We start from the raw sequence: 13,393 nt of genomic DNA on the forward strand, positions 1-13,393 counted from the left end.
GCCTAAAGGTCAGCGCCTGATCAACTTCTCCTGCACTGCCTGCTGATCCATCTCCAGCAACACCTGCTGCTTGCCGGCGACCATCACCGCCGCCGGCAGCCCATCGCGATATACAATCCGATTACCGCTCACCGCCGGCACTTTGGCCCCCGGTAGCAGCGTGCCCACAAGGTTCAATGGATCCGCCCCGCACACCGCGATCAAGCTCCCGTCATGTGCCCGCCGCCGCACCTCGCGCAGCAAGGGTATCGCCTCCGGCAACGCAAACTGTTCGCCCGCCAGCCCACTGACAAACCGCCCGCCACGAATCTCCCCGCGTGCCTCCAGCCGATGGAAGGTGCGCAGCAATTCACGCCAACTCGGTAACCAATCCGCCTCGCGCTCCAGCAAGCGCCAGAACACCACGCCGTAACGGCGCAGCAGGGTCATCGCCACATGCTCCAGGGTCTCGGTCGAATGTGGGCCAGCAGCGCTGGCTGAACGGCGGACCAAGGCCCAGCGACCGGCATCATCCATGCCGCCGACAAACGCCCCGCGCCCACGTCGACTGCTGCGAGCCTGGCGTTTGCTGGCAGGCGTGGTCAGGGCGCGCAGCCCGGCGAAGCTGTCGGCATTCACCAGGCCGGCGCCTACCAGTTCCTGCAAGGCTGTCTCCAGCTCGCTGCGCAGCAGGTGGGCCTCGTGCACCAGTTCATCAAAAAACAAGGCGCCGTGTTTGCGCAGGGCCGAGTGGACTTTCTGCGCCTTGGGCGACAGCGTGGTGCTGTCGGTGGGCTCGGTCAGCCCGCTCCACAACGCTACCTGGCTACGGGGGAGCAAAACCACCGGGGTGCTGCGCAACGCCATGGCGCCGGCCTTGTTGCTTAAGCGCGTCCATACCAGCTTGCCGCTGCGGCACAGGTCATCGAGCCAGGTCGATGAATAATCCTTGATGCGCGCGCTGAGCAGGTCAGTGTCCCAGGCCGACGTGGCGGCGGCGTAGCCCTCGAGTTGGCTGACTATCTGCGGCAATACGGCGCTGCCCTGGCCACGGGTGCTGTCGGACAGGTGCTGCCAATCGAACAGAAAACGCATGAAATCCTGCAACGCCACCGGCTCGATTTCCCGGCGCAGGCGCTTGACCGTGTAGCGATGAATGCGCGCCAGCAAGTGACGTTCGCACCATTGTTCCTGCGTGGCACCGGGGCTGAAGTGCCCGCGCAGCACGTAGCCTTCCTGCTCCAGGCGCGACAGGGCCTGAGTGATTGCCGCCACGGGCAGCGCCAGGGGGGCAGCGATTTCGACCAGGTTCAACGGGCCAAAACCACTGAGGCGCGCACGCAGTACTTCTAACAGTGCTTCGTCAAATTCCCAGGGCTCGTCGAACCCGGGCAGCAGTGGCAAATCGTTAGGGTAGAGCGCTTGCAAGCAACTCAAGCGCTCCACGGCGACCCACATGCCGTTGTGCAACTGACAGGCTCGCCCGGCCTTGGCCAAGGCGTGCAGCCATGCGGCCCATTGCGGCGCAACTTCAGGGGCTGCGATGCACGCCAGGCTCATCAGCGCTTCATGCATTTCATCCACGCCGTTGGGCGCGGGCCAGGCTTCTTCGCGAACGCCGGCGATGGCCTCGGCATCCAGTGCGCCCAGGTCGTCGGTGCTCTGCGGGTCGCTCCAGCGTCGGTTGAGCACGGCCTGGGTGCGGCGCTCTTCCAGCGGGGCGTCGTCGAGAAAGGTGTAGGGCTTGGCGCTGAGAATTTCCGCAGCCATGGGCGAAGGGGCGGGCAGGTCGCGGCTGATCAATCGGACTTCACCGCGCTCCATGCGCCGCAGCAGTGCCAGCCAGGCTTCACTGTCCATGGCTTCATGCAAGCAATCGTCGAGGGTTTGTTCCACCAGTGGGTGATGGGGGATTTCGCGCTCGCCGGCGAGGTTTTCCAGGCAGGCGATCTGGTCTGGAAAGACGCTGGCGATCAGGTCTTCGCTCTTCATGCGCTGGATCTGCGGCGCCACCTTGCGCCCACCGGTGTAGCGCGGCAACGCCAGGGCCACGCCGGCATTCCAGCGCCAGCGCACGCCGAACAGCGGCGCATCCAGCACGGCCTGGATCAGGAGGTGTTCAGCACTGTTGCTGTTGAGGTAACGCCACACCTCATCCAAGGCAAAACTGTGGCTGGTAGACAGCGACAGCACGATGGCGTTTTCGCTGGCCGCCGCTTGCAGCTCGAAGTTGAAGGTGCGGCAGAAGCGCTTGCGCAACGCCAGGCCCCAGGCGCGGTTGATGCGGCTGCCAAACGGCGTGTGGATGATCAACTGGGTGCCGCCGGACGCGTCGAAAAACCGCTCCATGATCAACGTGTCCCGGGAGGGCAGGGCGCTCAGGGCCTGGCGCGACCGGGCCAGGTAATCCAGCAGTTGTTCGGCGCTGGCGCGATGCAGGCCCAGGGTGCCGGTTAGCCAGTCGAGGGCCGGTTGCAGGTCGCCGGGCGTGGCACCCAGCAAGCTGTCGATTTGCCCTTGCAAGCGCGCCACGGCCACCGACAACTCGTTGCTGCGCCCGGGTGCTTCGCCCAGCCAGAACGGGATGGTCGGCGGTTGGCCATGGGCATCCTCGACACGCACCTTGCCCGCTTCGACCCGCAGGATGCGGTAAGAGGTATTGCCGAGTTGGAAGATGTCGCCGGCGATGCTTTCCACCGCGAAGTCTTCGTTGACGCTGCCGATGTTCAGGCTCTGAGGCTCCAGCAACACGCTGTAGTCGGCGTTGTCCGGGATGGTGCCACCGCTGGTGACGGCGGTGAGCCTGGCACCGCGGCGGCCGCGCAGGGTGTGGGTCACGGCGTCACGGTGCAGGTAGGCGCTGCGGATACCCTGGCGGCCGTTGTAGCCCTCGCTGAGCATCTGCAACAGGGCCTGGTAGTGGCGCTCATCCAGCTCGGCGTAGGGCGCAGCGCGGCGGACAAGCGCCAGCAGCGCCTGTTCCGGCCATTCACGGGCGCTGACTTCGGCAATGATCTGCTGGGCCAGCACGTCCAGCGGCGCCACTGGAATATGCAAGGTATCCAGCTCGCCACGGCGTACGCAGTCGAGCAACGCGGCGCATTCGATCAAGTCGTCACGGGTGGTGGCAAACAGGCGCCCTTTGGGCGTACCGCCGACCTGGTGCCCGGAGCGGCCGACGCGTTGCAAAAAGCCATTGATCGAGCCGGGTGAGCCGATCTGGCAGACCAGATCCACCTCGCCAATATCGATGCCCAGCTCCAGGGACGCGGTGGCGATCAGCACTTGCAGTTCGCCGGCCTTGAGCCGTTGCTCGGCGTCCAGGCGCAGTTCCTTGGCCAGGCTGCCATGGTGGGCGGCCACGGCGGTCTTGCCCAGCCGCTCGCTCAGATGCCGGGCCAGGCGTTCGGCCAGGCGCCGGGTGTTGACGAAAATCAGCGTGGTGCGGTGTTCGCGGGCCAATTGCGCGAGGCGGTCGTAGACCAGGGCCCACACATCGTTGGCCATCACCGCCGAGAGCGGCACTGGCGGCACTTCGATATCCAGGTCCCGTGGGCGCGCATGGCCGATGTCGACGATGGCACACTCACGGTCGGTGCCGACTAAAAACCGCGAGACCGCGTCGATGGGTTTTTGCGTGGCTGACAGGCCGATACGGGTCAATGGCTCGGCGCACAGCGCTTGCAGGCGCTCCAGGCTCAAGGCCAGGTGGCTGCCGCGCTTGCCGGCGGCGATGGCATGGATCTCATCGACGATCACCGTACGCGTGCTGGCGAGCATGTGTCGGCCGGAATCCGAACCCAGCAGCACATACAGAGATTCGGGCGTGGTCACCAGGATATGCGGCGCGCGCTTGCGCATCTGTGCGCGGTCTTTTTGCGGGGTGTCGCCGGTGCGCACGGCGGTGCGGATCACCAGCGGCGGCAGACCCAGGCTTTGAAGCTGCTCGGTAATGCCGGCCAGCGGGTTTTGCAGGTTGATCTGGATGTCGTTGGACAGCGCCTTGAGCGGTGACACATACACCACCAGGGTCTCGTCCGGCAGTTGCCCGCCGTTGGCCAGGCCTTGGTGGACCAAATCGTCGAGTACCGCCAAAAAGGCCGTCAAGGTCTTGCCCGAGCCGGTGGGCGCGGCGATCAGCGTTGACCGCCGCTGGCGGATCAGCGGCCACGCCTGGGCCTGGGCGCCGGTCACCGAGGGGAAGGTGCTGCAAAACCAGGCACTGACGGCGGGGTGAAAACCATCCAGTGCGCTGGCCGTTGATTCGGGAAGGTTCATGAAGTGATTGATGCCACCTGCTCCAACAAGTTGCAAACACGTACTTTATCCGTGACGGTTGCGCTACAAACCCGCAAAATGCAACGATTCTGGCAACTACCTACGGCAAGGCGCACACGCCTGTCGATAATAACCATCGTTCCAAACAGACCGGGCCTGCTCAATCTATGCGAATGCGCCTTATGTTACTGGGCGGCGGGAATGCCCTCGGGCAGGCGCTGATTCGCCTCGGTGCAGAGGAAGACATCGGTTTCCTCGCCCCCAAACCGCCCCAAGACGGCTGGGATGCCGCGAGCCTTACCCAATTGCTCGACGACACCCGTCCCGATGCATTGATCAACCTCGCCTACTATTTCGACTGGTTCCAGGCCGAAACCGTGAGCGAAACCCGTCTGGCCGCCCAGGAGTTCGCCATCGAACGCCTGGCTGAATTGTGCCAGCACCACAGCATCACGCTGCTGCAACCGTCCAGCTACCGGGTGTTCGATGGCTCCCGCGCCACCGCCTACAGCGAAAAAGACGAGCCGGTGCCCCTGGGCCTGCGCGGCCAGGCGTTGTGGCGTATCGAGCAGAGCGTGCGCGCCACTTGCCCGCAACATGTGCTGCTGCGATTTGGCTGGTTGCTCGATGACAGTGTCGACGGCACGCTCGGGCGGTTCCTGGCCCGGGCCGAAAAACCTGATGAACTACTGATGGCCGACGACCGTCGTGGCAACCCGACGCCGGTAGACGACGCCGCACGGGTGATTATCTCGGTGCTCAAGCAGCTTGATTGCGCGGCTCCGCTGTGGGGCACCTATCATTACGCCGGGCATGAGGCGACCACACCGTTGGCGCTGGGCCAGGCGATTCTGACCGAAGCGCGCAACTTCCACGCGTTGGCCATTGAATCCCCCACTGCCCAGGCCCACGCGGCTCGGCCGGATGCGGCGGATGAACCGCAGCACGCGGTGCTGGCGTGCAAGAAAATCCTGCATACCTTCGGCATCAAGCCCAGGGCATGGCGGGCGGGACTTCCGGCGTTGCTGGACCGGTTCTACCGCCACAGCTGACACGCTACAAAACCAAATGTGGGAGGGGCGGTGCGACGATTCGACTTGCTCCCGATAGCGATGGGTCAGTCCATGAATCTGTTGACTGACACTCTGCTATCGGGAGCAAGCCCCCTCCCACATGGGTTATGCAGTGTTGCTTAGAACTTGTAGCCAATACCCACCATGTAAACCATCGGATCCACGTCCACATTGACCTTGGCCCGAGTGCCCTGGCCCAGCGCATTGTTATCCACAGTCGCCTTGGTGCTGATGTCGATGTAGCGCGCCTGGGCGTTGATCATCCAGTTGTCGTTGATCATGTAGTCGGCGCCGATCTGTGCGGCCCAGCCCCAGGAGTTTTCGGCCTTGAAGTTGCTGAAGCCGGCTTGTTGAGCGCGACCGCCGACGTGTTCGTCGTAGATCCAGGTGTAGTTGATACCGGCGCCCACGTACGGCTGGAATGCCGACTTGTTGTCCAGCGGGTAGTACACGACGCTCAGGGTCGGCGGCAGGTGCTTGAGCGAGCCGAGCTTGCCGTTGGCGGCGCCCAGTGCGGTGTTCTTGAGTTTCACGTCATGCTCGAACGGTGTAGCGGCCAGCAATTCGATACCGACGTGGTCGGTGATCATGTAGGCGAAGTTCAAGCCCAGTTGGGTATCGCTGCTCATGGTCGCCTTGCCGCCCAGGTTGGTGCCGGCCAGCGGGCCCTGGTCAACCTTGACTTTGCCGCTGTCGGCCTCCGGGTTGACGGTGATTGCACCGGCACGCACCAGAATATCGCCCGCCTGGTGAGCGTGTGCGACCGGGGCGACGAGGGCGAGCGCGAAGAGGGACGCGCCGAGCAGAGACTTGTTCATGGGAGCTCCAAAGGACGTTTAAAAGTTGTACGTCCAATGGTAAAGATCGTTCCGTTCGGTCTTTTGACTCAGCTCAATGAAAGGGTGATCAGCGCTACTCCTGCAGCTCGTACATGTAAATCTTCTGGGCATCCATCTGGTAACCGGCGTCGGCCAGTTCACTCGACGACGGCTTGACCTGCATCGCGCCTTCGATCCAGTACGGCTGATACAACTCATCGAGTTTCACCCCGACTTCACTTTTCACATGCACGATCTGGTTCGACGGCGGTGGCGGCACGTGGATGCACGCGCCGAAATACGGCACCAGCAGAAACTCGGTGGTGCGGCCTTCTTCGCTGACTTCCAGCGGCACGATATACCCCGGCAGGCGGATGTGCTGGCCGTCGAGGCTCTGCACCACCGGCGCGTTGGGCAAATCCTGCTTGGCCGCCGGCGCCGCCTCGACGGACAAGGCATCGGCCATGTTCGACAGATCGTGCAGCGGCTTCATATTAGGCACTTCCGGTGGCGCATCCGGCGGGATCATTTCCTGCCAGGACAGGTCCTTGGGCTGTTCATCCGCCCACACGGGCAAGGCCGTCAGCAGCAACAGGGCAAACAGGGCACGACGCATCGAAGCCTTCCTCATAAACGGATGGACAGGCCATCGGCCAAAGATTGTCGATAGGCGCGCCACGCGGGCACGCTGCCCATCAACAGCGCTGCGGCGAGGATACCCGCCAGCAGAGTCCATTCATATTCGCTCGGCCAGGACATCGGCAGGTCCAGCCCGTAGTTGGCCTGCAAGTAACCCCGGGAGGCGGCGATGCAGACATACAGCAGGCCCACACCTGCTACCACACCGGACAAGGCCAGGGCGAAGGCTTCGAAGATCAGCAGGCTCGCGATATGCCAGGGGCGTGCGCCCACCGAACGCAGGATCGCCATCTCGCGGCGGCGCTCGTTGAGGCTGGTGAGGATCGCCGTGAGCATACCGATCAACCCGGTCAGCACCACGAACAGCGAAATCACGAACAAGGCTTTCTCGGCGGTGCCCATCATGCTCCACAGTTCTTGCAACGCCACGCCCGGCAGGATCGCCAGCATCGGCTCGCCACGGAATTCATTGATATCTCGTTGCAGGGCGAAGGTGGAAATCTTGTTGTTCAGGCCGAGCATGAACGCGGTGATGGCTTGCGGCGTCAGGTCCATATTGCGCGCCTGGTCGGCGCTGACGCGGCCTTTGCCCTGGGCCGGCACACCGTTGTGCCAATCGACATGGATTGCCTCCATGCCGCCGAGACTGATGTGCAATGTGCGATCTACCGGCGTACCGGTACGCTTGAGGATGCCAACCACGGTGAAGGGTTTGTCGTCGTGCTTGACCAGGCTGACCACCGCTACACCGTGGGCCAGCACCAGCTTGTCGCCGAGTTTGTAATGCAGGGCGTCGGCGACTTCGGCGCCGAGCACCACTTCAAACGGGTCGGTAGCGAAGGCGCGGCCGCTGGCCAGTTCGAGGTTTTGCTTGCGCCCGTACTGGTAATGCTCGAAGTAGGATTCGTTGGTGCCCATCACGCGGTAACCGCGATGGGAGTCGCCGAGGGAAATCGGAATGGCCCATTTCACCTGGGGGCTGGCGGCGAAATGCTCAAAGCTGTCCCAGCGGATGTTGTTGGTGGCGTTGCCGATGCGAAACACCGAATACAGCAGCAGGTTGACCGAGCCCGAACGTGCCCCGACGATCAGGTCGGTGCCGCTGATGGTGCTGGCAAAACTGTTGCGCGCCTCGACACGCACGCGCTCCACCGCCAGCAACAAGCACACGGAAAGCGCGATGGCGAAGGCAGTGAGGATCGCAGTAAAGCGGCGGTTAGCCAGGCTGGCCATGGCTAGACGAAACAGATACATCTCAAACCTCTGCGGGCGTGGCGGCGCGATTGAGTTCGGCCAGTGACAGGTTACGGTCGAACAGTGACGCCAGGCTCTGGTCATGGCTGACAAACAACAGGCTGGCGCCAGCTTCACGGCATTCAGCGAACAGCAACTGGATGAACGCTTCGCGGGCGTCATAGTCCAGGGCCGAGGTGGGCTCGTCGGCGATCACCAGTTCCGGTTGGCCAATCAACGCACGGGCAGCGGCCACCCGTTGTTGCTGGCCGATAGACAGCGAGTCGGCGCGGCGCTCCAGCAAGTCCTTATCCTTTAAGCCCAGGTGCGCGAGCAGGGTCGCGGCTGCCTGGTCGACACTGCCATGGCGCTGCTTGGCCCGCTGCGCGCGCAGCCTGGAAAAGTGGCAAGGCAACTCGACGTTTTCGCGCACCGATAGAAACGGCAGCAGGTTGAACTGCTGGAAGATGTAGCCGGTGTGGTCTACACGGAAACGATCACGGGCGCCGGCCGAGAGTTCGGTCAACTCCTGCCCCAGCAGGCGGATGCTGCCCTGGCTGGGTTTCTGCACGCCCCCCAGCAGCCCCAGCAGTGTGGTCTTGCCACTGCCGCTCGGGCCCTTGAGGAACAGGGTTTCCCCGGGTTCCAGGCGGAACGCGGGGATGTCCAGCAACTGCGGGTGACCGGGCCAGTTGAAGCCCAGGTCGGACAGTTCGATTAACGCTTGAGTCATGGGAAGTCAGTGTCGCCTGGTAGTCGAAAATGGCGCCGATCCACTGTGGGAGCTGGCTTGCCTGCGATGGCATCGCTACGGTGTGCCTGCTGCACCGCGTCGCCAGTATCGCAGGCAAGCCAGCTCCCACATGGACTGTGCTTTCAAGTCAGAACTTCAGGGTGGCGGCGGTGGCCGTCGCGTCAACACCTTGCTGACCGCTCGGGCCGATCAGTTGTACCTGAATTTTCTTGGTGGCGGGGAAGGTCTTGAACACTTGGCTCAAGTCCAGGTTGCCCAAGGCCGTCGGCGTGGCACAGGTGAATTGGTAGTGGGCGTGGATTTCGCTGTGGTCGTGATGGTGCTCGTGGGCGGCGGCGCCTTTGCCGTCGGTGGCGTGGTCATCGTCGTCATGGTCGGCTTCTGGTTTGTCACCGAACAGCGGGCTATTGAGTTCCTGGCTGCTGACCACACACCCTGCAGCCTTGGGCAGGTTGAACAGGGCCAATGGGTTCTCCAGCTGTTTGCGTACATCGGCGACCTTGGCTTTATCGGCGGCGCTGGTCGCTACATGCTCGAAACCCACCAGGTTCATCGCCGGGCTGTCCAGTTCAAGCTCAAGGGCCTTGCCATCCAGCACGGCATTGAGACGGCCGACCCCGTGTTCATGGGCGCCGAGGCTGCCGTGCTCGTGGTCATGCTCTTCGTGAGCGTGGGCAACAGCCAGTGGCAGCAGGGCGAACGGCAAAGCAAGCAGCAAACGGCGCATGGGAGGGCTCCAGGATGAAAGTTTTGTTATGTGATCTTATAACAATAGAGCCGAGAGTTTGACCGCCTGCTTGGTGTTGCGCAAGCTGCATGGGAGCATGACGGTCAGAAAAATGCAGGAGTACAGCGATGTTGCGAATTCGTGGAACCATCGGCGACCTGCCGGTGGACTTGACCCTGGAACTGGACGACGGCGATTGGGCGCGCTTGGGCGCACAGCTTCAGGCCGCCCCAACGCCCAGTGCGCCAGCCGCGGCGCCGGTCAAACAGAACGACGACCTATGGCAGAGCGCCCAGGATGTGCTGCGCAAGGCCGGGCAGCTCAATGGTCTGGAATTGCTCGATCAACTGGAAGGGTTGGCAGGCGATGCAGGCGCGGGCAAGCGCCTGTTGGTGCGCCTGCGCCATAGCGCTAAAGTCAAGGTGAGCAGCGGCGGGGATACGCCGCTGTACCGTTGGATCGGTGATTAGTACAACGCGGCAAACAATTTGCGGCGGTACACCGTGACCAGCGGGTGCTCATTGCCCAGCAATTCGAACACCTGCAGCAACGTCTTGTGCGGCAAGCCTTCGCTGTAGCTGCGGTTGCGGGTAAACAACTTGAGCAAACCTTCCAGTGCCGCATCGTACTGCTGGCGCGCCAGTTGCTGGATCGCCAACTGATAGGCCGCCTCGTCGTCCTGCGGGTTCTGTGCCAGACGGCTCTTCAGATCGGCGGTGTCCGGCAAGTCTGCGGCCTGGCGCAGGAAGGTGATCTGCGCCTTGGCCCCGGCCAGGGCGGCCTTGTGCTCGTCGCTTTTGACTGCGTCAAGCACGGCCTGGGCTTCGCCCAATTCGCCGCGTTCGGCCAGGCAGCGTGCGTACAGGATCAACGCGGGGGCGTTAGTGTTGTCTTCGCCCAACAGCGCCACCAGCAGCCCTTCAGCTTCACTGATGCGTCCTTCGCTGAACAGCGCCTGGGCCTGTTCCAGCGGATCCGCCGCAGCCGGTGGTGGCATCTGCACATGTGGCTCCAGCATCGCCCGTACTGCCGACTCCGGCTGCGCACCGGCAAAGCCGTCCACCGGCTGACCATCCTTGAACAACACCACCGTCGGCAGGCTTTGAATGCCGAAACGCGCGACGATGTCCTGTTCGGCCTCGCAATCGACCTTGGCCAACAGCAACTCGCCGCGATAGGTCTCGGCAATCTGCGCCAGCATCGGCATCAGCGCCTTGCATGGCGCACACCATTCGGCCCAGAAGTCCACCAGCACAGGTTTTTCAAAAGAATTCTGAATCACCGCCTGGTCGAAGTTGGCGGTGGTGACGTCGAAGATGTACGGCGTGGGCTCACTCATGGGGCGTCTCGAATAAAGCGGGAATGGGGGCAACTATAAGGGCTGGCGCTAGCTATCGGAAGCCGCCTGGCATTCAGTAATCATGCGCGTGCCAAAACGGGTCCAGATACCAGTCCTGAGGAAAACCCATTGCTTCGATACGGACGTCGGGAAACTCGTCGATCAGCAGATGCAGGCTGTGACCCCAGCGAGTATGTGGGCTCACCTGGCCCATCAGGTGATTGAGTATGCATAGCGTGGAGAACATGCGGCTATGTGTCCCCGGTTGAAGCAAATACTGCGGCCATGGAAAGCTGGCTTTTTTGGGCAATTCAGGACGGATACCCAATTCTCGGTTCCACATGCGTGAATGGTGAGCGCAGATATTTCGGACAGTGGTCAGCGTGTGCAGCCAGGACTGCATGAGTGGTGCCGGGAGTAGAAGGCGCCTGGAGATCGCTTTCTTGTCGGCGTCCTTGGCCAAGCCTTTGTACAGATGGGATAAGTCTCCCAGTGTCAATTCTTCCAACATGGCCCAACCCGGCATCAACGCGGGCTGGACGTAGGTCACGGAGTAATGACGGGCATAACTTTCTTTTGCCCTTTGGCGTTTAAGAAGATCTTTTCGTGCATCGCTGGCATGTGATCTATCGATGCGTTCGCATTCGCGCTGGTAGTCACGGGTTGCGCTGGCTTGCTTCATGGACAGTGTTGCAAGCAGGCGTTGATGATCAAATTTGAGGTGGAACAACCCTGGATTGAGATACCAATGACTGCCATGGGCGGGTCCCATGTGATTACTGATAACCGAACGTGAGGCTATTTCGACGCGCTCAATGGCATCCATGGTCAGTAAGCGAAGCCTTCTATCAAAATCGTATAGGCGGGTTAATTGGCGGAACTGGCTACCTTCACGAAAAAGATGGTCAATAGCGTCAGGCTGTTGAAAGGGCCGCATATAAGGGCTGAGTCGAAAGAAACTGACGGATTGCAAGAAGTGCTCGGCACGAGCTTCATTGTGAATTATCAGTCCGCGCCGCTTGAGGAGTCCCAGCTGGGCAGGAACGTCGATGGCAGGTTTGCTGAATGACCTCATGCCCAAAAAGTACCGGGCATAAAAAACCCGCACAATTTGTGCTTAGTTACTGATGCAACCAGAGGCATGGCGGGTGTATTGCCGCAAAGATTAAGCAGGTGCCTGACGTTTGGCAAGGCCGTTGAGTCGTAAGTTATTAGCGAAACTGTCTGCCAGGACATGTCAGGAAATTTTCCATCCGTGAGCGAAGGATGGCATTTTCCATGCCTCGCCTTTTCCTGTCTTAGCCAATCTGTTGCCGGGAATTTGTAACGCGAAGGCTCAGCGCCGCGAGTGGTACAGACTCACCTTGCGAAACTCCCAAGGCTCGGCCAGGTCCGGCAGGGTCAACGCGTCCAGAACCTCCAGCCGTTGATAACGCGGGTGTTGGAAGTCCCGCACCCGCGAATCGGCCACCAGCGCTTCGCGGCCACGGGTGAGGAATTGATCCAGCAGCGGCAGGTTGGCGCGGTCGTAAAGCACGTCGGCCACCAGGATCAAGTCAAAACGGTCGGCTTCGGCGAAGAAGTCGGCGCAATAGCCCAGCTCCACCGCATTGAGTTCGGCGTTGGCGCGGCAAGACGCCAGGGCCAGCGGGTCCAGGTCACAAGCCACTACTTCCAGGGCCCCCGCCTTTACGGCGGCGATCCCGGCTACGCCGGAACCGGCGCCGAAATCCAGCACGCGTTTGCCGGCGACCCACTCGGGATGCGCCGCCAGGTAGCGCGCCAACGCCAGGCCGCTGGCCCAGCAAAAGCTCCAGTAGGGCGGCTCATGCAGGATGCGCCGGGTTTCTTCCTGGCTGAAGGCGCGGTCCATATTGTCGGCATCGAGCAGCCATAGCGATAATTCGGTGCCCGGTAGCGGGCAGGGCACCAATTGCGCGTCGCCGATCAACTCGCTCAAGGCGCGCTGCAGGTGCAGCGGTGGCGTCATGGCGCCTTGACGAGTTGCAGGGGGCCGGTGCTCTGGGTGATCGCCTGGGTGACGCGCACGGCGGGCAAGTGCAGGATCAACTGGCCGGACTGGCTGGCGCGGCCACGCAATTCAACGCGTGCACCGGCCGGGAAGGCTTCAGGGTTGAAGCGCAGGCGGAAGGCCAGGGGCTTGCCATTGCCGCTCAGCACGCTGCTGGCGAGCAGTTGCTGCGGGCGCGAACGGTCGTCGATCACCAGCAGCGCCATCTCGACTTCGGCGCCGGCGGGCACATTGGTCAGGCTGCCGCTGATTTCCCGTTGATAGGCGGGCAGGGGGCCGAGGTCTTCAATACCCGGGACTTTTTTCTCTTGTGCCGGTGTCGGTTGAGGCGCGGCTGGTTTGGGGGCCTCGCTGCTGCAGGCGACCAGAAAACTGAACAGCGTGAGTAGAACGAGTGGTCGTAACTGCATGTACGGCTCCAGAAAGGACAAAATCCGTGGCTTAAAAAATATCAAACATATAAGCCTGCCTATATACCGTAAAGGCTATGGCTTGTCTTGCGACGGGGATGCGCTACCATG

General features: G+C 62.2%; 12 protein-coding genes. 2 read left to right on the forward strand and 10 right to left on the reverse strand.

What is annotated here, in order from left to right; translation table 11 throughout:
* Window positions 1–9: 9 nt before the first annotated feature.
* Window positions 10–4,257: a DEAD/DEAH box helicase gene (locus tag E4O98_RS24770; protein ID WP_248136507.1), complete on the reverse strand. Its 4,248-nt coding sequence runs from the start codon at window positions 4,255–4,257 to the stop codon at window positions 10–12.
* Window positions 4,258–4,424: 167 nt separating this feature from the next.
* Here E4O98_RS24770 and E4O98_RS24775 point away from each other — a divergent pair, with 167 nt between their 5' ends.
* Window positions 4,425–5,309: a sugar nucleotide-binding protein gene (locus E4O98_RS24775; protein ID WP_032879234.1), complete on the forward strand. Its 885-nt coding sequence runs from the start codon at window positions 4,425–4,427 to the stop codon at window positions 5,307–5,309.
* 140 nt (window positions 5,310–5,449) lie between these two features.
* Here the strand turns inward: E4O98_RS24775 and E4O98_RS24780 are convergent, their stop codons facing one another.
* The 5 genes from E4O98_RS24780 to E4O98_RS24800 form a co-directional block, all read right to left on the reverse strand.
* Entirely contained in the window at window positions 5,450–6,148 is a 699-nt protein-coding gene (locus E4O98_RS24780) for an OmpW family outer membrane protein (RefSeq protein WP_005791869.1), read from the reverse strand.
* A 94-nt stretch (window positions 6,149–6,242) separates the two neighbouring features.
* Window positions 6,243–6,764: a DUF3299 domain-containing protein gene (locus E4O98_RS24785; RefSeq protein WP_228309030.1), complete on the reverse strand. Its 522-nt coding sequence runs from the start codon at window positions 6,762–6,764 to the stop codon at window positions 6,243–6,245.
* 11 nt (window positions 6,765–6,775) lie between these two features.
* A complete protein-coding gene (locus E4O98_RS24790; protein ID WP_228309029.1) occupies window positions 6,776–8,041 on the reverse strand; it encodes an ABC transporter permease in 1,266 nt (421 codons plus the stop codon).
* 1 nt (window position 8,042) lies between these two features.
* Window positions 8,043–8,753, reverse strand: a complete 711-nt coding sequence (locus E4O98_RS24795) for an ABC transporter ATP-binding protein (protein ID WP_194439352.1) — start codon at window positions 8,751–8,753, stop codon at window positions 8,043–8,045.
* 148 nt (window positions 8,754–8,901) lie between these two features.
* On the reverse strand, window positions 8,902–9,501 hold the full coding sequence (locus E4O98_RS24800; RefSeq protein ID WP_248136510.1) for a DUF2796 domain-containing protein: 600 nt from the start codon (window positions 9,499–9,501) through the stop codon (window positions 8,902–8,904).
* Between the two features lie 128 nt (window positions 9,502–9,629).
* On the opposite strand from E4O98_RS24800, the gene E4O98_RS24805 reads away from it, so the two are divergent.
* Entirely contained in the window at window positions 9,630–9,971 is a 342-nt protein-coding gene (locus E4O98_RS24805) for a hypothetical protein (RefSeq protein WP_228309027.1), read from the forward strand.
* Here E4O98_RS24805 and trxA read toward each other — a convergent pair.
* The 4 genes from trxA to E4O98_RS24825 form a co-directional block, all read right to left on the reverse strand.
* Window positions 9,968–10,840, reverse strand: coding sequence for a thioredoxin (gene trxA, locus E4O98_RS24810; RefSeq protein WP_248136512.1), 873 nt, complete (start codon window positions 10,838–10,840; stop codon window positions 9,968–9,970). The two genes, E4O98_RS24805 and trxA, sit on opposite strands and share 4 nt — an antisense overlap.
* A 73-nt stretch (window positions 10,841–10,913) precedes the next feature.
* A complete protein-coding gene (locus E4O98_RS24815) occupies window positions 10,914–11,915 on the reverse strand; it encodes an Abi family protein (protein ID WP_078822447.1) in 1,002 nt (333 codons plus the stop codon).
* 261 nt (window positions 11,916–12,176) lie between these two features.
* Window positions 12,177–12,830: a 50S ribosomal protein L11 methyltransferase gene (locus E4O98_RS24820; RefSeq protein WP_078822446.1), complete on the reverse strand. Its 654-nt coding sequence runs from the start codon at window positions 12,828–12,830 to the stop codon at window positions 12,177–12,179.
* The gene (locus tag E4O98_RS24825) at window positions 12,827–13,282 is read right to left on the reverse strand and encodes a YbaY family lipoprotein (protein ID WP_005791855.1); all 456 of its coding nucleotides are present in this window, start codon (window positions 13,280–13,282) and stop codon (window positions 12,827–12,829) included. Before E4O98_RS24825 ends, E4O98_RS24820 begins: the two co-directional genes overlap by 4 nt.
* Window positions 13,283–13,393 lie beyond the last annotated feature (111 nt).

Origin of the sequence: Pseudomonas sp. W2Jun17, assembly GCF_023127795.1 — a bacterium.
GTDB classification, from domain to species: Bacteria; Pseudomonadota; Gammaproteobacteria; order Pseudomonadales; family Pseudomonadaceae; genus Aquipseudomonas; species Aquipseudomonas synxantha_A.

What these genes read in the sequence shown, in the direction of transcription:
- E4O98_RS24825 (WP_005791855.1), bottom strand. Translation starts at nt 13,282, where the DNA reads ATGCAGTTACGACCACTCGTTCTACTCACGCTGTTCAGTTTTCTGGTC.
- trxA (WP_248136512.1), bottom strand. Translation starts at nt 10,840, where the DNA reads ATGAGTGAGCCCACGCCGTACATCTTCGACGTCACCACCGCCAACTTC.
- E4O98_RS24790 (WP_228309029.1), bottom strand. Translation starts at nt 8,041, where the DNA reads ATGTATCTGTTTCGTCTAGCCATGGCCAGCCTGGCTAACCGCCGCTTT.
- E4O98_RS24780 (WP_005791869.1), bottom strand. Translation starts at nt 6,148, where the DNA reads ATGAACAAGTCTCTGCTCGGCGCGTCCCTCTTCGCGCTCGCCCTCGTC.
- E4O98_RS24815 (WP_078822447.1), bottom strand. Translation starts at nt 11,915, where the DNA reads ATGAGGTCATTCAGCAAACCTGCCATCGACGTTCCTGCCCAGCTGGGA.
- E4O98_RS24770 (WP_248136507.1), bottom strand. Translation starts at nt 4,257, where the DNA reads ATGAACCTTCCCGAATCAACGGCCAGCGCACTGGATGGTTTTCACCCC.
- E4O98_RS24795 (WP_194439352.1), bottom strand. Translation starts at nt 8,753, where the DNA reads ATGACTCAAGCGTTAATCGAACTGTCCGACCTGGGCTTCAACTGGCCC.
- E4O98_RS24805 (WP_228309027.1), top strand. Translation starts at nt 9,630, where the DNA reads ATGTTGCGAATTCGTGGAACCATCGGCGACCTGCCGGTGGACTTGACC.
- E4O98_RS24820 (WP_078822446.1), bottom strand. Translation starts at nt 12,830, where the DNA reads ATGACGCCACCGCTGCACCTGCAGCGCGCCTTGAGCGAGTTGATCGGC.
- E4O98_RS24775 (WP_032879234.1), top strand. Translation starts at nt 4,425, where the DNA reads ATGCGAATGCGCCTTATGTTACTGGGCGGCGGGAATGCCCTCGGGCAG.
- E4O98_RS24785 (WP_228309030.1), bottom strand. Translation starts at nt 6,764, where the DNA reads ATGCGTCGTGCCCTGTTTGCCCTGTTGCTGCTGACGGCCTTGCCCGTG.
- E4O98_RS24800 (WP_248136510.1), bottom strand. Translation starts at nt 9,501, where the DNA reads ATGCGCCGTTTGCTGCTTGCTTTGCCGTTCGCCCTGCTGCCACTGGCT.